This window comes from Streptosporangium sp. G11, assembly GCF_051192615.1.
GTDB lineage: Bacteria > Actinomycetota > Actinomycetes > Streptosporangiales > Streptosporangiaceae > Streptosporangium.
Genome location: NZ_JBPJUQ010000006.1, coordinates 65,800 through 83,215 on the forward strand (window position 1 = coordinate 65,800; position 17,416 = coordinate 83,215).

The 17,416-nt window shown below is 70.5% G+C and carries 16 protein-coding genes; 6 read left to right on the forward strand and 10 right to left on the reverse strand.

What is annotated here, in order from left to right; genetic code table 11:
* Positions 1–80 precede the first annotated feature (80 nt).
* From ACSDR0_RS08485 to ACSDR0_RS08515, 7 genes are all read right to left on the reverse strand, one after another.
* Entirely contained in the window at positions 81–1,616 is a 1,536-nt protein-coding gene (locus tag ACSDR0_RS08485) for an acyl-CoA synthetase (protein WP_435288197.1), read from the reverse strand.
* 124 nt (positions 1,617–1,740) lie between these two features.
* Positions 1,741–2,346 (reverse strand): hypothetical protein, encoded by a 606-nt coding sequence (locus tag ACSDR0_RS08490; RefSeq protein WP_435288198.1) that lies wholly within the window; start codon positions 2,344–2,346, stop codon positions 1,741–1,743.
* 169 nt (positions 2,347–2,515) lie between these two features.
* Positions 2,516–3,172: a methionine ABC transporter permease gene (locus ACSDR0_RS08495; protein ID WP_435288199.1), complete on the reverse strand. Its 657-nt coding sequence runs from the start codon at positions 3,170–3,172 to the stop codon at positions 2,516–2,518.
* Entirely contained in the window at positions 3,172–4,131 is a 960-nt protein-coding gene (locus ACSDR0_RS08500; RefSeq protein ID WP_435288200.1) for a methionine ABC transporter ATP-binding protein, read from the reverse strand. Before ACSDR0_RS08500 ends, ACSDR0_RS08495 begins: the two co-directional genes overlap by 1 nt.
* Before the next feature lie 123 nt (positions 4,132–4,254).
* Positions 4,255–5,382 (reverse strand): Fic family protein, encoded by a 1,128-nt coding sequence (locus tag ACSDR0_RS08505; protein ID WP_435288201.1) that lies wholly within the window; start codon positions 5,380–5,382, stop codon positions 4,255–4,257.
* A 155-nt stretch (positions 5,383–5,537) separates the two neighbouring features.
* Positions 5,538–7,907: an endopeptidase La gene (gene lon / locus ACSDR0_RS08510; RefSeq protein ID WP_435288202.1), complete on the reverse strand. Its 2,370-nt coding sequence runs from the start codon at positions 7,905–7,907 to the stop codon at positions 5,538–5,540.
* 280 nt (positions 7,908–8,187) lie between these two features.
* Complete coding sequence (locus tag ACSDR0_RS08515) at positions 8,188–8,997, reverse strand: cellulose-binding domain-containing protein (RefSeq protein WP_435288203.1); 810 nt, start codon at positions 8,995–8,997, stop codon at positions 8,188–8,190.
* A gap of 350 nt (positions 8,998–9,347) precedes the next feature.
* Between ACSDR0_RS08515 and ACSDR0_RS08520 the strand changes: the two genes are divergently transcribed.
* A complete protein-coding gene (locus tag ACSDR0_RS08520; RefSeq protein WP_435288204.1) occupies positions 9,348–10,661 on the forward strand; it encodes a sensor histidine kinase in 1,314 nt (437 codons plus the stop codon).
* Positions 10,662–10,710: 49 nt separating this feature from the next.
* On the forward strand, positions 10,711–11,367 hold the full coding sequence (locus tag ACSDR0_RS08525) for a response regulator (protein ID WP_435288205.1): 657 nt from the start codon (positions 10,711–10,713) through the stop codon (positions 11,365–11,367).
* Positions 11,368–11,389: 22 nt separating this feature from the next.
* Here ACSDR0_RS08525 and ACSDR0_RS08530 read toward each other — a convergent pair whose 3' ends face one another.
* Positions 11,390–11,917: a GNAT family N-acetyltransferase gene (locus ACSDR0_RS08530; RefSeq protein WP_435288206.1), complete on the reverse strand. Its 528-nt coding sequence runs from the start codon at positions 11,915–11,917 to the stop codon at positions 11,390–11,392.
* Positions 11,918–12,137: 220 nt separating this feature from the next.
* Between ACSDR0_RS08530 and ACSDR0_RS08535 the strand changes: the two genes are divergently transcribed.
* Genes ACSDR0_RS08535 through ACSDR0_RS08545 form a run of 3 tightly spaced genes read left to right on the forward strand, consistent with a single transcriptional unit; the run spans position 12,138 to position 14,868 of the window.
* A complete protein-coding gene (locus tag ACSDR0_RS08535) occupies positions 12,138–12,878 on the forward strand; it encodes an alpha/beta hydrolase (RefSeq protein WP_435288207.1) in 741 nt (246 codons plus the stop codon).
* Complete coding sequence (locus ACSDR0_RS08540; RefSeq protein ID WP_435288208.1) at positions 12,871–14,142, forward strand: acyltransferase family protein; 1,272 nt, start codon at positions 12,871–12,873, stop codon at positions 14,140–14,142. The genes ACSDR0_RS08535 and ACSDR0_RS08540 overlap by 8 nt, the downstream gene beginning before the upstream one ends.
* Positions 14,143–14,202: 60 nt before the next feature.
* On the forward strand, positions 14,203–14,868 hold the full coding sequence (locus tag ACSDR0_RS08545; RefSeq protein WP_435288209.1) for a heme oxygenase (biliverdin-producing): 666 nt from the start codon (positions 14,203–14,205) through the stop codon (positions 14,866–14,868).
* 344 nt (positions 14,869–15,212) lie between these two features.
* On the opposite strand, the gene ACSDR0_RS08550 is transcribed toward ACSDR0_RS08545, so the two are convergent.
* Together ACSDR0_RS08550 and ACSDR0_RS08555 are read right to left on the reverse strand one after the other, a co-directional pair.
* Entirely contained in the window at positions 15,213–15,806 is a 594-nt protein-coding gene (locus tag ACSDR0_RS08550; RefSeq protein ID WP_435288210.1) for a Vgb family protein, read from the reverse strand.
* Between the two features lie 478 nt (positions 15,807–16,284).
* Positions 16,285–16,656 (reverse strand): DoxX family protein, encoded by a 372-nt coding sequence (locus tag ACSDR0_RS08555; RefSeq protein WP_435288211.1) that lies wholly within the window; start codon positions 16,654–16,656, stop codon positions 16,285–16,287.
* Positions 16,657–16,748: 92 nt separating this feature from the next.
* On the opposite strand from ACSDR0_RS08555, the gene ACSDR0_RS08560 reads away from it, so the two are divergent.
* Complete coding sequence (locus ACSDR0_RS08560) at positions 16,749–17,405, forward strand: TetR/AcrR family transcriptional regulator (protein WP_435288212.1); 657 nt, start codon at positions 16,749–16,751, stop codon at positions 17,403–17,405.
* The last annotated feature ends 11 nt before the right edge of the window (positions 17,406–17,416 follow it).

Sequence of the window (17,416 nt, forward strand, 5' to 3'; positions counted from 1 at the left end):
GCCGTACGCGAACCCCGTCCGTCGGCGGTGAGCCCGCCGATCGGTCGATCAGGTGCGCGCGGGCAGCGTCCCTGGACGGCTCAGGAGCCGGCGGGCCAGTACTCGTCGCGCAGGAGGCGCTTGTAGAGCTTTCCGGTGGGGTGCCTGGGCAGTTCCTCGCGGAAGTCGACCGACCGGGGACACTTGTAGAGCGCCAGCTGGGAGCGGCAGTACTCGATCAGCTCGGCTTCCAGTTCCGGGCCCGCCAGGTCCATGGAGAGCGGCTGGACGACGGCCTTGACCTGCTCGCCCATCTCCTCGTCGGGAATGCCGAAGACGGCCACGTCCGCCACCTTCGGATGGACGGCCAGGACGTTCTCGGCCTCCTGCGGGTAGACGTTGACCCCGCCAGAAATGATCATGTATGAGCGGCGGTCGGTGAGGTAGAGGAAACCCTCCTCGTCGACGTAGCCGATGTCGCCGAGGGTGGTCCAGCCCCGGCCCCGGGGATCGCGCGAGGCCCGCGTCTTGTCCTCGTCGCCGTGGTAGACGAACTGGGGGCCCTCGGAGAAGTAGACCGTGCCGTGCTCGCGCGGCGGCAACTCCTCGCCGTCCTCGTCGCAGATGTGGACGACGCCGAGCAGCGGGCGGCCGACCGTGCCCCGGTGGGCGAGCCAGTCCTGCGGTCCGGCGTACAGGAAGCCGTTGCCCTCGGTCCCCGCGTAGTACTCGTGGATGATCGGACCCCACCAGTCGATCATCCGCTCCTTGACGGGGACGGGGCAGGGTGCCGCGGCGTGGATCGCGCAGGCCAGCGACGACAGGTCGTGGCGCGCGCGGGTCTCCTCGGGCAGCTTGAGCATCTTGATGAACATGGTCGGCACCCACTGCGAGTGGGTGACGCGGTACCTCTCGATGAGCGCGAGCGCCTGCTCGGGGTCGAACCTCTCCATGACGACGAGCGTGGCGCCCATGCGCTGGAAACTCATGCAGTAGCGCAGCGGGGCGGCGTGGTACAGCGGCGCCGGGGAGAGGTAGACGCTGTCGGAAGAGGGCGCGAACAGGAACTGGATGAGCTGCAGCAGCGGCCCCGGCGTGTCCAGCGGAGCCATGGAGAGGACCGGCTTGACGCCCTTGGGCCGTCCGGTGGTGCCCGAGGAGTAGAGCATGTCCATGCCCTGGCACTCGTCCTCGACAGGGGTGGCGGGGTGGGCCGCGACGGCCTTCTCGTACGAGTCGAAGCCGGGGGCCACGCCGTCCAGCATGAGCCGGAGCCCGACGCCCGGCGTGAGGTCCGCGATGGAGACGGCCACGTCCGCGAGGGCGGCCGAGGAGATGAAGACCCGTGCCCCGCAGTTGTCGACGATGTAGGCGAGCTCGTCGGTCTTCAGGCGCGAGCTGATCGCGGTGTAGTACAGGCCCGAGCGGTGCGCGGCCCAGGCGACCGCCAGGAACAGCGGGTGGTTCTCCAGCATGAAGGCGATGTGGTCACCCGGCCGCAGCCCCGCGGCGCGGAAGAGGTGGGCGAGGCGGTTGGACTCCTCGTCCAGCTCACGGTAGGTGACGACCCGCCCGGAGCCCGCCATGATCACAGCGGGCTTGTCCGGCGAGACTGCTGCGATCGCTCCCGGGTGCATGAAACCGAACATTACTCGGTAAGGAGTTCGGGGAGAAGTGCCCGCGCACGGCTGGGCCGCGATCTCGCGGACGAGATCGCGGCCCAGTGGATGATCAGACCCCGCGGGGCCTCGACCGTGCGGATCAGGCGTGGCTGTAGATGTGCTCCCAGCCGCCCTGGTAACCGTTGGGGTGACCGTGGTTGCCACGGCTCACCTTGACGTAGATGTGCTCGGCGTCCTGGCCGGAGAAGGAGTAGAAGCCGGGCTTCTTGGAGCAGTTCTTGAAGCTCTTGAAGGCGGTCGAGCCGTCGAAGCCGACGACCTTGAAGGTCTCCCACGCACAGAAGTGCTTGGGCTTACTCCACCACTTGTGGTTGGTGAGCTTGCTGTGCACGGTGTAGTGGTATTCGTGCTCCCACTTCCACGCGCGCTTCTTGAACCACTGCTTCACCCACTTGCACTTCTTTTCACCCTTGTACCAGGTGCACTTCTTGACGATCTTGGAATACTTCTTCCAGTACCAGTGCCGCTCTGACTTCTTCTCCACGACGACCTTGCCCTCGGCCTCCGCCTTCTCGTCGCCGGAGTAGTACGGTCCCCAGTCGTCGGCGAAGAAGGGAGTCGTGGAGGTGGTCGTGGCGGGGGTCTTGATGGGGGTCACGGTCGCGGCGCTGGCCATCGCCGGGGTAGCCGTGGCGAGCAGGGCGGCCACACCGGCGCCCAGGAGGATTCGGCTGGCGAATCGCATTTTGAGGGGTTCCTCTCGGGAGTGAGGATTTTGACACCCCAAGTTGTACGATGCGCCGATTGCCCTTCACTTTCACTTCACTTAAAAGACCAGGCCAAGTCAATGATCAAATAAGATTGCTTACCGGATAAACCACGGAATGGAGTGAATGATCATTGCGATAATCCGCTCAGTTACGCGCGAGACGGCGGGCGACGGTGTCGCCCAGGGTCTGCACGAGTTGCACGACGACGACCAGCACGACAACGGTGACAATCATGAGCGTGGTCTCGAAGCGCTGGTAGCCGTAGCGGATGGCCAGGTCCCCGAGCCCTCCCCCGCCGATCGCCCCGGCCATCGCCGAGTACGAGATCAGCGCGACCACGGTCACCGTGAGCCCCGCGACCAGGCCGGGCATCGCCTCGGGCAACAGGACCTTGCCGACGATCGTCACGCGTCCGGCCCCCATCGCCTGGGCGGCCTGCACCTTGTCCCTGCCGACCTCGCGCAGCGCGGTCTCCACCAGCCGGGCGAAGAACGGCGCCGCGCCGAGCGTCAGCGGGACCACCGAGGCGATCGTGCCGATGGTCGTGCCGACGATCAGCCTGGTCAGCGGGAGAATCGCGATCATCAGCACGATGAAGGGCAGCGAGCGGCCGATGTTGACGACCAGCCCGAGCAGCCGGTTGAGCGCGGGCGAGGGGAACAGCCCGCCCCGGTCGGTGGCGATCAGCGCCACCCCGAGCGGGAGGCCGAGAATCACCGTGAACAGGGTCGACCACAGGACCATCTGGACGGTCTGGCCGGTCGACTCCATCAGCAGCGGGAACATCTCTTCCCAGGTCATCAGGCCTCCTCGACGAGCAGGCCGCGTCCGGCCAGGTAGGTGAGCGCGGCGGCGCGCTCGTCACCGGTGACGAGCAGGCGCAGCCGTCCCGTCGAGAGGCCCGCCACCTCTTCCAGCGCCCCGCCGAGGATGTTGACGTCCACGTCGAACTTGCGGACCACCTGCGACACCACCGGCTCGCCGGCCTGCCCGGTGAAGGTGATCGTGACATGGCCCGGCTCCGGCTCGGGCAGGGGGAACAGCTCCGCGGCGAGCCTGGAGCCCGGCCTGGAGATCAGCGCGGGGATGGTCCCCGACTCCTCGACCAGGCCGTCCCGCATGACGGCGACCGAGTCGCAGATCGACTTGACGACGTGCATCTCGTGGGTGATCAGCAGGATCGTCAGGCCGAGCTCGCAGTTGAGGCGCTTGAGCAGGGCCAGGATCGACTGCGTGGTACCCGGGTCGAGCGCCGAGGTGGCCTCGTCCGACAGCAGCACCGGGGGGCTTCCGGCCAGCGCGCGGGCGATGCCGACCCGCTGCTTCTGCCCGCCCGACAGCTGCGCGGGGTGCGCCCCCGCCTTGTCGGCCAGCCCGACCAGCTCCAGCAGCTCGGCCGTACGCCTGGCGCGCTCGGCCTTGGCCACCCCCATGACCTCCAGCGGGAAGGCGACGTTCCCGGCGACCGTACGGGAGGAGAGCAGGGCGAAGTGCTGGTGGATCATCCCGATCCTCTGCCGGGCCCTGCGCAGGTCTCCCTCGCCGAGGCCGGTCAGCTCCTGCCCCGCCACCGAGACGGTGCCGGAGGTGGGCCGCTCCAGCAGGTTCACGCAGCGCAGCAGGGTGCTCTTGCCGGCGCCGCTCTGACCGAGCACGCCGAATATCTCACCCTCGCGGACGTGGAGATCCACGCCGTCGACGGCGACCACCTCTCGGCCCCGATCCTGATAGACCTTCCGCAGGTCCGACACATCGATCACAGCTGGTCCCCAACGCGCCCCTGGTTTGCCCTCATTCCCGACATGTTATGTGAAACCGATCACCCGTCACGAACACCCGTCTCCAGCGAGACCGCCCGTGGCCGTACCCGGTCACCCTGGTCGTTACCGGTACGGGTCCCGCAGGGGGACGACCCGCTGGGCGAAGTCCTCCTTGATCGCCCGCATCCTCTCCCCGGGCGCGTAGAAGCGACCCTTGGTCTCCCCGTACGGCGTCAGCCAGCCCTTGGCCGCCAGGTCGCGCAGGTCCCTGGCCGCCTGCCCCTGGCTGAGCGACTCGTCCAGCTGGTATCTGCTCCGGCGCAGCCGCCGGTTGACGAACACCTCGTAGAGTGCCGAAACGGTCCGGGCGTTGAGCCCGTCGGCGTCGACCCGCTCCTCCAGGAGCGTCCACACCTCCCCCGCCTCGGAGAGCCTGCGCCCGACCCGCTGGGCCTGGAGGTGGTGGGCGCGCAGGCAGAAGCGCACCCAGTGCAGCATGTCCCGATGCGGGCTCCAGCTTCGCCTCTGCATCTCGGCCAGGGCGTCGTAGTAGTCGTAGGTGTTCCTGTCCTGCCCCAGCCACTCCTCGATGGAGGAGAACTCCGGGGTGGTGATCCGGTCCCTGCCGAGCACGAGCGTCTGGAGCACCCGCGACATGCGGCCGTTGCCGTCGCGCCAGGGGTGGATGCTCACCAGGTTGAAGTGGGCCATCGCCGCCCGCACGTGGCTCGGCGCCTCCAGGTCGCCCTCGTTGAGCCAGGCGACCAGCTCGGCCATCAGCTCCGGCACCCGCTCCGCGTCCGGGCCCTCGTAGACGACCTCCCCGGTGGCGGAGTTACGGACGTAGATGCCCCCGGGTCGTACCGTGCCCGGCGTCCTGTCACGGTGGTGGCCGATCATCATGAAGTTGAGCGCGTGCAGCAGGCCGGCGTCGAACGCGAACACCGGCGCCCGGGAGAGCAGCTGGATATAGGTCAGCGCCTGCTGGTAGCCGGAGATCTCCCTGGCGATCGCGGCGGAGGTGTCCAGGGGGTCCTCTCCGGCCATGATGGACTCGATGTCCTCGACGCTGGCCCGGTAGCCCTCGATCGAGTTGGAGCCCTGGATGGCCCGTGCCTGAAGCTGGCGCCGGAGCTGGCCGTCCCAGCGGTGGGTCTCCGCGAGGCGGTATTTCAGGTCGCGGCGCATCTCCTCGATCTCGCCGAGCGCCGCTTCGTCGACGGCCTCCAGGGGAGGCGTTCCGTAGAGCATGGAGCCCATGCCATCACGACCGAATCATTCGGTCAATCGACTTGATGATTCGTCCATTTATATCTGTTAAGCCCGCTCCGCAGGAGAACGACCCGGATATGACGCGACGGCCCGCCCTCTCCGGGGAGAGGGCGGGCCGTCGCGGGGAACGCGGGTCAGGCCGCGACGTGCTCGGCCACCTTGGCCGGGGTGAGCGCGATCTCCAGGACCTCGCGCACGTCGCTCACCGTGTGCACGGTGAGCTCGTCGCGGACGGCCTGCGGGACGTCGTCCAGGTCGGGCTCGTTGCGCGCAGGGATCAGCACGGTCGTGATGCCCGCCCGGTGGGCGGCCAGCAGCTTCTGCTTGACCCCGCCGATCGGGAGCACCCGGCCGGTGAGGGAGACCTCGCCGGTCATGGCCACGTCACCGCGGACCTGGCGGCCGGAGAGCAGCGAGGCCAGGGCCGTGATCAGGGTGACGCCCGCGGACGGGCCGTCCTTGGGAACGGCTCCCGCAGGGAAGTGGACGTGCACCGAGCGGTCCTTGAGGGAGGCGACCGGCAGCTCCAGCTCCGCGCCCCGCGAGCGCAGGTAGGAGAGCGCGATCTTGGCCGACTCCTTCATGACGTCACCGAGCTGGCCGGTCAGGGTCAGGCCGGTGTCGCCGGTCTCGGGGTCGGCCAGGGACGCCTCCACGTAGAGGACGTCGCCGCCCGCCCCGGTGACCGCCAGGCCGGTGGCCACGCCGGGCACCGCCGTACGCTGGCTGGACTCGGGAAGTGAGGACTCGGGCACGTTGCGCGGGCGGCCCAGGTAGGGGACCAGGTCCTCCACCGTCACGGGCAGCTCGCCCTCGCCGAGCGCGACGTTGGCCGTCACCTTGCGCAGGATCCTGGCGATCGAGCGCTCCAGGGACCGGACCCCGGCCTCCCTGGTGTACTCGCCGGCGAGCTTGCGCAGCGCGCCCTCGCCGACGGTGACGTCCTGCGCGGTGAGACCGGCCTTGTCGAGCTGGCGCGGGAGCAGGTGGTCGCGGGCGATGGCGACCTTCTCGTCCTCGGTGTAGCCGTCGAGCGTCACGATCTCCATGCGGTCCAGCAGCGGGCCGGGGACGGCCTCCAGCACGTTGGCGGTCGCCAGGAAGAGCACGTCGCTGAGGTCGAGCTCCACCTCCAGGTAGTGGTCGCGGAAGGTGTGGTTCTGTGCCGGGTCGAGCACTTCGAGCAGCGCGGCCGTCGGGTCGCCCCGGTAGTCGGAGCCGACCTTGTCGACCTCGTCGAGCAGCACGACCGGGTTCATCGAACCGGCCTCGCGGATGGCCCGGACGATCCGGCCGGACTGGGCGCCGACGTAGGTGCGCCGGTGACCGCGGATCTCGGCCTCGTCGCGCACGCCGCCGAGGGCGACGCGGACGAACTTGCGGCCCATGGCGCGGGCCACGGACTCGCCGAGGGAGGTCTTGCCGACCCCGGGGGGACCGGCCAGCGCCAGCACGGCGCCGCTGCGGCGCCCGCCGACCACGCCGAGGCCCTTCTCGGCCCTGCGCCCGCGGACGGCGAGGTATTCGATGATGCGGTCCTTGACGTCGTCGAGGCCGGTGTGGTCGGCGTCGAGGACGGCGCGGGCCGCGGCGATGTCGTAGGAGTCCTCGGTCCGGTCGTTCCACGGGATGTCGAGGACGGTGTCGAGCCAGGTGCGGATCCAGCCGGTCTCGGGAGACTGGTCGGAGGTCCGCTCCAGCTTGTCGACCTCCTTGAGCGCGGCCACGCGCACCTTCTCCGGCAGGTCGGCGGCCTCGACGCGGGAGCGGTAGTCCTCCTCCTCGGAGGCGGAGGTGTCGCCGTTCAGCTCGGCGAGCTCCTTGCGGACCGCGGCGAGCTGCTGGCGGAGCAGGAACTCGCGCTGCTGCTTCTCCATGCCCTCCTGGACGTCCTTGCGGATCGTCTCGGCCACGTCGAGCTCGGCCAGGTGCTCGCGCGACCACTCGACCAGCATCGAAAGGCGGTCCGCCGGGTCGGCGGTCTGGAGGATCTCGGCCTTGCGCGGGGTGCTCAGCCAGGGGGCGTAACCGGAGTTGTCGGCGAGGACCGAGGGGTCGTCCATCTGGTTGACCGCGTCGACGACCTGCCACGCGCCCCGCTTCTGCAGGATCGTGGTGGCCAGCGCCTTGTACTCCTTGGCGAGCTCGTGGGCGCGCTCGCCCGCCGCGACGACGGGAACGCGGGTGGCCTCCACCCACAGGGCCGCGCCGGGGCCGGTCGTGCCGGTGCCCACGCGGACCCGGTCGACACCGCGCACCACGGCCGCGGGCTCGCCTCCGGGGAGCCTGCCCACCTGCTCGACGATCGCCCTCACGCCCATCGAGCCGTATCTGCCGTCGATCCGGGGAACGAGAAGGACTTCCGGCTTGTTGTCAGCGAGAGCCTGCGCCGCGTCGATCGCGGCCCGGACTTCGGTCTCCGACAGGTCAAGCGGGACCACCATGCCCGGCAGCACGACCTCGTCGTCGAGCGGCAGGACCGGGAGGATCAGGCTCTCACTCATGTGAACTCCAAAGGTTGAGTTATACACACTCAATTAATGGGAGCCGGAGAATGTTCCCGAGGTTGAGCGAGTTCGCTGTGAGCGATCGTAATCGTGTAATCATGGCTGCGTGAACAGCTGGACGGGCCCCACAGGAGCGCACGTGTTCCAGGCCCGTCCGGGCGAGGTGCGCACTCCTGCGGGGGTAGCGGACGGCGCGACCTACCCGGCCCGGACCTGCGGTTCCGCCGGAAACGCCTTGACCGTTCAGAAGGGGCGTGTCATCGGGCCGGTCCCTCGCTCACGGCTGATCGCACGCGATCCCGTTGATCAGGAAAGCGGCCGGGGCGGGGTTGGCGCCCGCGTGGGTGCCCTGGAAGCCGATGATCCGGGACTGCCCGGGAGCGAGGTCCCTGTTCCAGGGCAGGCTCGTTGCCGTCACCGCGGTCGCGGTCTGCGACCAGGCGGCCGACCAGCCCGAGGTCACCCGCTGGCCGGGGTCGGCGAAGGCGAACGTGAGCCGCCAGTCGGTGAGGGGCGTGGAGCCGGTGTTGGAGATCCTGATGTTCGTGCTCATCCCGGTGCCCCACGGCCAGGAGGTGTACTTCACCTCACAGCTGCCGGGCACCGGGCGGACGTCGTTGTATATCGTGACGGCCACCGTTCCGGACGGGGGGCTCATCTCGCCCTTCGAGTCGACGGCCACGACGTACAGGTGGTGGACCTCCGACTCGACGTTGTACGGGGGAAACGGAAGGAAGACCGTCCCCTCGGTGACCGCGGGCTGGAAGGTGGCCACCCGGACGGCCGTGCCGTTCTTGTTCTCGTACACGTAGTAGCAGGCGATGCCGTGCGGATCGCTGGAGGCGGCCCAGCTCAGGCGCACCATGGTGAGCGTGACGTCCACGACCGTCGGCGTTCCCGGCGCGGTCGGCGGGGTACTGGAGGGCGCCGGGGTCTGCGGTGCCGTACGGCACGGGAGGGCGCCGGACGGAGAGGGCGACGGTGCCGGCGACGGTGCGGCCGTGGCGTTTCCGGCCGCCAGGAGGACGAGAGCGGCGGCCGTCATTCCTCCGGCGACCCAACCGGCCAGCCATGTCATTACTCGCATCGATATGCCTCCCGTAACGATCGAACCTTTCAAAAAAGTCACACTCTGGATGAAAAGGGTCAAGATCGCGCCGCCACCACGGACGGAGGGCCCTGGTGAACGGTGCCGGCCGATGAAACGTTCAACGATGGCAGGTGCACGGGAATCACCTGAGGGAGAGCGGGGGGCGGCCGCTCCCGCCCTCCTTCGCGACTCCGCCCGGAAGGCGACCCGGCGTACGGGGCGGCCGGCGACCCGGTCCGGGCGCGGCCTGAGCCCACCGGACGGCACGGGTTCCCTCCCCGGTCGTATATCGGAGGTCACCCCCTGGTGGGATGCGGGTGACGGCCGTGCCGCCTACGCTGATCCGGGTGATCCCCAGCCCCGCGCGGCGGTTTTTCGCACGACATGCGCGGCGGGCGCGGGAACCCGCCGTACGGCTCGCCCGCCCGCTCGTCGAGGCGCTGGTGACCGGGGTGCCCGACCCGGCCCGTCCCCGGTCACGCCGCCTCACCCTCCGCGTGCCGCGCACCCTGGGGCTGCTGCCGTTCCGGACGATCGACCTGGTCCTGCTGGGCGACCTGGTGCTGACCTTCATCCTGTTCGGCGGTGGTCTGTCCTACCTCCAAACCGAGGCGGCCGCGGCTCACTCCCCCCTCGACCAGGAGGGGCTCATGTTCGCGGCCCTGGCCTTCTCCCTGCCGCTCGCGCTGCGCGACCGGTGGCCGCTGGCCGCCTGGCGGTCGGCCTTCCTGCTCGTTCCCCTGGGAACGGTCGTCTCGCGGCAGTTCCTCGACGAGGTCCCCTACACCGCGGCCGCCTCGATCATGTACGTACTCGTGGTCTACGCGGTCGCGGTCCGCTGCGAGCGGCACATCACCGTGGGCGTGTGGATCGTCTCGTTCCTCGGCGCCTGGATGATCCATCCCAACTCGACGGCCCTCGTCGTCGGCGCGGTCTCGGTGACCGTCCTGTTCGGCTACAACGTGCGCGCCCGGCGGCTGGCCGCCGGGCTGCTGGCCCAGGAGGAACGGCGCAGCGAGCGGGCCCTGGCGGCCCAGGCCGCGCTGGAGGAACGGGCCAGGATCGCCAGGGAGCTCCACGACGTCGTCGCCCACCACATGTCGGTGATCGCCATCCAGGCCGAGGCCGTCCCGCTGCAGGCGGCCGGGGACGCGCGGCGCCTGGAGGAGGGGCTGAAGGAGATCCGCGCGCTGTCCCTCTCGGCCATGACCGAGATGCGCCGCGTGCTGGGCGTCCTCAGGGAGGGGGAGGGGCACGCCGACACCGCGCCGCAGCCGGGCCTCGGCCGCCTGGAGGAGCTCGTCGACACCGCGCGCTCCACCGGGCTCAACGTGACGCTCAAGCTGATCGGCGACCTGATCGGGCTCCCCACGGCGGTGAGCCTGTCCGCCTACCGGATCGCCCAGGAATCGCTCAGCAACGCCATGCGGCACGCCCCCGGTTCGGCCGTCTCGCTGAAGGTCGCCCGGTACGGCGCCGAGCTGCACGTCCAGGTGACGAACAGCCCCGGGTACCGCTCCCCCGAGGAACCCGGGCACATGGGACACGGCCTGATCGGGATGCGGGAACGGGTGTCCATGCTCGGCGGGAAGCTCCGGGTCGGTCCGACCGGGACGGGCTTCGCGGTCACCGCCATACTTCCGATCACGGAGGACGCGTGACCTCCTCCCCGGGGCAGGGCCCCGGGGTCTCCCCGCTCAAGGAGATTCGATGACGATCCGGGTGCTCATCGCCGACGACCAGGGCATGGTACGGACCGGTTTCACCGTCTTCCTGAGCTCGCAGCCGGACATCGAGGTCGTCGGCGAGGCCGCCAACGGCGCCGAGGCCGTGGCGCGGGTGGCCGAGCTGCGGCCCGACGTCGTGCTGATGGACGTGCGGATGCCAGTCATGGACGGCCTCGCGGCGACGCGGCGAATCATGGAGTCCACCGGCCCCGCACCGAGGATCCTGATTCTGACGACGTTCGACCTCGACGACTACGTCTACGAGGCGCTGCGGGCCGGGGCGAGCGGCTTCCTGCTCAAGGACGCCTCGGCGCAGCAGCTCGCCGAGGCGGTCCGGGTGGTGGCGGCGGGGGAGGCGCTGCTGGCGCCCTCGGTGACCCGGCGGCTGATCACGGAGTTCGCCCGCATCGGCCCGAGCCGCCCGCGCGGGCGGCTGGACGACATCACCGAGCGCGAGACGGAGGTGCTCGCCCTCATCGCGCGGGGCAGGTCCAACCAGGAGATCGCCGAGGAGCTCGTCCTGTCGGAGCAGACGGTCAAGACCCACGTGGGCCGGATCCTCGCGAAGCTGAACCTGCGCGACCGCGCCCAGGCGATCGTCCACGCCTACGAGACGGGCCTGGTCCGTCCGGGCGAGTGACGTCCCGCGGCTTCGGCTTCGGCTACGGTCGCCCGAGCCGGTACAGGACGTGGGAGCGCACCGGGTGACCTCCGGGCACCGCCGGGTGGTCGAAGTCGCAGGACGGGTCGCGGGTCATGCCCAGCCGTTCCATCACCGCGCGCGAGCGCGTGTTGCGCTGGGCCGTCATGGAGACGATCTCGTCCACCCCGGCCACCGCGAAGCCCTCGGCGACGGCCCGTCTGGCCGCCTCGACGGCGTACCCGTACCCCCAGGCGTGCCTGGCCAGCCGCCAGCCGACCTCCAGGGCGGGGGTGAAGGGCGCCTCGAAGCGCTGCCACATCAGCCCGGTGAAGCCGATGAACCGGCCCGTCTCCCTGACCTCCAGCGCCCAGAGGCCGTAGCCCTGCTCGTCGAAGGACCGCTCGATCTTGTCGACCATCGTGTCGCTCTGCGCCCTGGTCAGCGGGGCGGGGAAGTGTTCCATCACCTCGGGGTCGGCGTTCAGGGCAGCGAACGGCTCCCGGTCGTCATCCCGCCATCTGCGCATGATCAACCGTTCCGTCTCCATCCGGCTGAGTTTGTCGCCGGATCCGTCCACAGCGGCGTCCCTCGGCACGGGGCCAGTCCGCCCCGGTTCGGGACCGGTTCGGGACCGGTTCGAGACCAGGCCGGGATCACCCCCTCGCTCCCGAGGGGGACGGGGAAGGTGACCGCCTCGGGGTGACGCGGGTTACGGGCCGCGATTCCTAGCGTTCTGTCCGGTTCCTCAGACCGGACAGGAGGCTCACATGTTCCGCCGCACGCTCGCCGTGGCCACCGCCGCGGCGTTCGCCTACGTGACGGTCCCCCCGCCCGCGGGCGACCGGGTGGTGCGGGTCTACGGCGACCTCGGCACGGCCGAGCACGTCGCGGTCGTCGTCCCCGGCTCCGACACCACGTCCGCCACCTTCGACGGTGGCAGGGCCAGGCCGTACAGCACGCCGGGGGGCGGGGCGCGGGCGCTGCTGGCCGAGGCGCGGGCGCTGGATCCGGGGGCGAGGCTGGCGGTGGTCGCCTGGCTCGGCTACGACAGCCCGGCGACGCTCAGCCTCGGTGTGCTGACCGGCGGAGCCGCCGAAAGAGGGGCCTCCGACCTGCGGCGATACATCACCGAGACGCTCGGGGGGAAACGGGTCAGCCTGCTGTGCCACAGCTACGGCTCGGTGGTGTGCGCCGGGGCCGTGCCCGGTTCCGGGGTCGCGGACACGGCCGTCTTCGGCAGCCCGGGGCTGCGCGTCTCGTCGGCCGCCGAGCTGGGCGGCACCCGGTTGTGGGCGGGCAGCGGCGCCCGCGACTGGATGCGCAAGGTGCCCAAGCTCAGGATCGGCCCGCTCGGCTTCGGCCCCGATCCCGCCGCCCCGGCCTTCGGCGCCCGCCTGTTCGGTACCGGTTCCGCCGGGCACAGCGAGTATCTCCGACCGGGCGGCGAGTCCCTGCGCAACCTGACCCTGATCGCGCTCGGCCGGGGCGGCGAGGTGTCCCGTGGCTAGCCTCGCGGCCGGGATCGAGGCGGCCACTCCCGGGAGCAGGGATCGCGGGGTGGACGCGCTGCGGGCGCTGGCGATCGTGGGTGTGGTGCTGGGGCACTGGCTGGTGACGGCGTGGGACCTGGGCGCGGCGGGGGCGGTTCACCTGTCCAGCCCGCTCGCCCACCTGCCGGAGTTCACGCCGCTGTCATGGGTGTTCCAGACGCTGGCGGTGTTCTTCCTCGTCGGCGGCTACGCGGCGGCGCGCGGCCTCCGCTCGGCGGCGGCCCGCGCCTCGGAGGTCCGCGCGCCCCTCCGCTCGGAGGTCCGCGAGCCGGGGACCCGTGAGCCGGGCTCCACCGCTTCCCCCATCCCATCGCGCGCTACGGACCCCGTGGCGGCACGCGGTCCGCGCCGGGAGGCCGGGGGCGGCGCGTACCCGGCGGGGGCCTGGGTGCGGGCCAGGATGGGGAGACTGCTGGGACCGGTGGTCCCGCTGGTCCTGGTCTGGGCGGGGATCGCGGCGGGGATGGCGCTGCGCGGGACCCCGGTGGGAACGATCAGGGCGATGGTGCTCCCGGCGATCGGGCCGCTGTGGTTCCTGGCCGTTTTCGCCGCGCTGACCGCGGCCGCCCCCCTCCTCCTGCGCGCGCACCCGATCGTCACGGCCGCCGTGGCGTTCACGGTCGTGCTCGGGGTGGACCTGGCCAGGTTCGGGCTCGGCGCCCCCGCCTGGACGGGGTGGGCGAACCTGGCGGCCGGGTGGCTGGTCCCGTACGCGCTGGGGATCGCCTGGGCGCGCGGGCTGCTCGACTCGCGCCGGACGGCGGCGGCGCTGCTGGCCGGCGGGGTGGCCGGGGCGGCGCTGCTGGTCGGCGGGTTCGGGTATCCGGCGAGCATGGTGGGCGTGACCGGGGCCGCGGTCTCCAACCTCAGCCCGCCCAGCCTGGCGGTGGTCTGCTTCGGGCTCGCCCAGGTGGGGCTGGCGCTGCTCGTACGCGCGCCACTGGCCCGGCTGATGCGGCGTCCCCGGCTGTGGGCGGTGGTCGCGTCGGCCAACCTGTCGGCGATGACGCTCTTCCTGTGGCACCAGAGCGCGGTGGCCGTGCTCGCCATCGCCGCCCTGCGCTTCGGCGACGTGCCCGGCCTGCTGGCCGCGCCCGACGAGCCGGTCTGGTTGCCGCACCGGCTGGCCTGGTTGCCGGTGTTCGCGGCGGTTCTCGCGCTCGCCTGGCTTCCGGGATCAACACGGAGGCGATTTAATGACAGGGTGTCGTCATCAGCTTGACGAGGCGGCGTGGTTTTTGTGACACTGCGTCATAAAAGATTTCCTCGCCGCGGAGTGATCATGAGCGAATCGCCCTTCTCCGAAGTCCTCAGGAACGCCACCTGGGGTGACCACGAGTCCGCCGAGGACGAGAGCTACCTCAAGGCGCTGATGGCCGGCAGCCTCAGCGCCGAGGCCTACGGCGAGATGGTCGCCCAGCACTATTTCGCCTACGTGGCCCTGGAGAGCGCCTCCCGCTCGCTGGCCGCGGATCCCGTCGCGGCGCCGTTCGTCATTCCCGAGCTCTACCGGGAGGAGGCGCTGGTCCGCGATCTGGAGACGATCTACGGGTCCGGCTGGAGGTCCAGGATCGAGCCCTCCAGGCCGACCCTGACCCTGGTGGCCCGTATCAACCAGGTGGCCACCTGGCCGGGCGGCTATATCGCCCACCACTACACCCGCTACATGGGGGACCTGTCCGGCGGGCAGTTCATCCGGATGGAGCTGCAGAAGATCTACGGCTACCAGCCGGGCGGCGGCGTCGACTTCTACCTCTTCGACGGGCTCGGCAGCCTGCCCCGCTTCAAGAACGAGTACCGGGCCCGGCTGGACGCGCTTCCCCTGAACGAGGCCGAGAAGGGGCGGCTGATCCGCGAGACCCGGCTCGCCTACCTGCTCAACACCGAGGTCCTGGGCGAGCTCGGCAGGGTGGCCCGGTCCGGGTTCGCGGTGCCTTCGCGCGCCTGATGTCGTCGTTTCCCGCCCGGTACCTGTCGTGGTCAGCCCGCACGGGGGCTGGTGGAACGGCTTTCCGGACGGCGCCGCCCCGGTCCGAGGTTCGGACCGGGGCGGTCGCGGATGTGGGGTGTTGATCGTCGCCGGCAGGCCTCGGCCTCCGTGAGCGTTGGGGCGGCTCGGCGGGAAGGTCATTCCACATCGTGCCGATGACGAGATTCTCCCGGGCGGTGTCGGCGAGAAGGCGGACCGCCCGGGAGCCCGGTTCGTTCGGGAACGGGGACCGAGGTCGACATCCACCGACCGCGGATCGGACGCCGCGGCGAACCCTCGCGGGCGGCCGCCGACCGGTGCGGTCAGATCGCCACGAGGGCGATGTTGTCGACGTAGTTCTCGGTGAGCCAGAGGTCGTTGTCGGGTCCGAGCGTGATGTCGAACGGACCGGAGACGTTGGTCGGCAGCGGGTACTCGTTGATCGTTCCGGAGGTGGTGACGCTGGCGACGTTGTTGGCGCTCTGCTCGACGAACCACAGGTTGTCGTCCGGGCCGACGGTGATGCCCCACGGATAGGCGTTCGCGGTGGGCAGGGAGTATTCGGTGATCGTCCCGCTGGTGGTGATCCGTCCGATCTTGTTGCCCACCGCCTCGGTGAACCACAGCGCGCCGTCCGGGCCGACGGTGATGTGCCCCGGCTCGGAGCCGCTGGTGGGCAGGGAGTATTCGATGAAGGTGCCCGTGGTGGCGAGGCGCCCGATCTTGTTGCCGTAGTTCTCGGTGAACCACAGCGCGCCGTCCGGCCCGGCTGTGATCTCGATGGGAGACGCCGGGTTCGTCGGTACCGACAGTTCACTGATCGCCGGTGCCTGGCGATTCCCCGCCGCGAGCCGGGCCGGCGAGGCGAGGCGGGGTGCGGGCGGGAAGTGGCAGCGGATCCGCCGATGCTGCGGCATCAGCTTGAGCTTGAGACAGAGCTTGACCCACGGGCGTGGGGGGTGTTGCGGACGATCCGGCGGGGCGGCAGAGGCGGACACCGACGCGGGGACGCTTACCACCAAGGCCAAGGCCATAGCCACGAGCGAATACCCCAGGCGTCGAGAGCGATGACGCATGACATCCCTTCCACAGGACAGGAGAACTGCGGTGACCTCGCCTGACGGCACCCCGGCAGGACAGCCCTGGCGCCGGAACCGTTCGACCGACACGGCACCCCGCGAGGAACTACGACATCGAGCGATCCACGTCACGGCCCGCCGCCTGACCCCGCTCTCGTCCGGCACCTTCGGGAACACCTCCAGGACGCGGAAACGCTCCGGTACGGGATCCCGTACCGGAGCGTTTCCGCGTCCGGTGACCTTGAACGCCCAGAGCCTCCGGAAGGCACGGCTCCCAGGCCGGGAAGCTTCGAGCCGGGCCTTTGGAGCCCGTCCCTCAGAAGGCGTAGGGCCCGAAACGGCCCCAGGCCACGAAGGCGGCCAGCACGAGAAGCACCACGTTGACCACGATCCCGGGGTACTCCTTGCGCCGGAGGTGCACGACGAGGGCGCCGATCATCGTGATCACCAGGGCCGCGGCGGCGATCGGGGTCAGGATGGGCAGGATGCCGGTGACGGCGGGCAGGATGAGACCCACCCCGGCCAGCACCTCGAGGATCCCGATGATCTTGACCTGTCCGTCCGAGAAGTCCTCCACCCACGGCATCTGGCCCGACAGGTCCTCGCGAGACTTGGTGGCCTTGGTGAAGCCGGCGAAAAGGAAGGCCAGGGCGAGCAGGCCCTGCACGACCCAAAGGACGATGTTCATGGTGCGCTCCGAGAGAATAAGTGAAGGCAGTCCTTCGCTTCGAGCCACCGTAGCATAACCGCAGGATGGCCTTCACTTTGTAGAATCGGCTCATGAACGCGTGCAAAGGGCGGGGATTGCGCAAGGACGCCGAGATCAACCGGGAACGGATCATGGCGGCGGCGCGGGTCGCGTTCCGTGAGGGCGGGCTCGACGTGCCCCTGGAGGAGATCGCCCGCCGGGCCGAGGTGAACATCGCCACCCTCTACCGGCGCTTCCCCGACCGCGAGGCGCTCATCGAGGCGATCCTGGCCGACCGCATGGCCGAGTTCGTCGAGGCCGCCGAGGCGGCGGAACGCGCCGACGACCCGTGGGAGGCGTTCGCCGGACTGGTCGAGCACGTCTGCGGGATGCAGGCCGCCGACCAGGGGGTGACCGAAGGCCTCACCTCCTGCTTCCCCGGGGAGGCACTGGAGGGGCCGAGGGCGCGGGCGCTGGCCGCGGTCGACCGGGTGATCGAGCGGGCCCGTCGCTCCGGGACGCTGCGCGCCGACTTCACCGGCCAGGACCTGATGCTGATCATGATGGCCAACGCCGGGGTGCTCGGCTCCACGCGCTGCGCCGCCCCGGAGGCGTGGCGGCGGCTGATCGGCCTGATCCTCGACGCGTGCCGCACCGGCCGCGCCGACCCGATCGCTCCCCCGCTCCCCCCGGCCCCCAGCGCCGAGGACATGCGCACCGCGATGCTCACGGCCCGTCTTCATCGCTGACCCCGCCGCAG

Bases quoted from the DNA above. Each gene is read 5' to 3' on its own strand.
- ACSDR0_RS08560 (WP_435288212.1), top strand. From the start codon at position 16,749: ATGAACGCGTGCAAAGGGCGGGGATTGCGCAAGGACGCCGAGATCAAC.
- ACSDR0_RS08485 (WP_435288197.1), bottom strand. From the start codon at position 1,616: ATGCACCCGGGAGCGATCGCAGCAGTCTCGCCGGACAAGCCCGCTGTG.
- ACSDR0_RS08555 (WP_435288211.1), bottom strand. From the start codon at position 16,656: ATGAACATCGTCCTTTGGGTCGTGCAGGGCCTGCTCGCCCTGGCCTTC.
- lon (WP_435288202.1), bottom strand. From the start codon at position 7,907: ATGAGTGAGAGCCTGATCCTCCCGGTCCTGCCGCTCGACGACGAGGTC.
- ACSDR0_RS08550 (WP_435288210.1), bottom strand. From the start codon at position 15,806: ATGCCGCAGCATCGGCGGATCCGCTGCCACTTCCCGCCCGCACCCCGC.
- ACSDR0_RS08545 (WP_435288209.1), top strand. From the start codon at position 14,203: ATGAGCGAATCGCCCTTCTCCGAAGTCCTCAGGAACGCCACCTGGGGT.
- ACSDR0_RS08495 (WP_435288199.1), bottom strand. From the start codon at position 3,172: ATGACCTGGGAAGAGATGTTCCCGCTGCTGATGGAGTCGACCGGCCAG.
- ACSDR0_RS08505 (WP_435288201.1), bottom strand. From the start codon at position 5,382: ATGCTCTACGGAACGCCTCCCCTGGAGGCCGTCGACGAAGCGGCGCTC.
- ACSDR0_RS08530 (WP_435288206.1), bottom strand. From the start codon at position 11,917: ATGGAGACGGAACGGTTGATCATGCGCAGATGGCGGGATGACGACCGG.
- ACSDR0_RS08515 (WP_435288203.1), bottom strand. From the start codon at position 8,997: ATGCGAGTAATGACATGGCTGGCCGGTTGGGTCGCCGGAGGAATGACG.
- ACSDR0_RS08525 (WP_435288205.1), top strand. From the start codon at position 10,711: ATGACGATCCGGGTGCTCATCGCCGACGACCAGGGCATGGTACGGACC.
- ACSDR0_RS08490 (WP_435288198.1), bottom strand. From the start codon at position 2,346: ATGCGATTCGCCAGCCGAATCCTCCTGGGCGCCGGTGTGGCCGCCCTG.
- ACSDR0_RS08535 (WP_435288207.1), top strand. From the start codon at position 12,138: ATGTTCCGCCGCACGCTCGCCGTGGCCACCGCCGCGGCGTTCGCCTAC.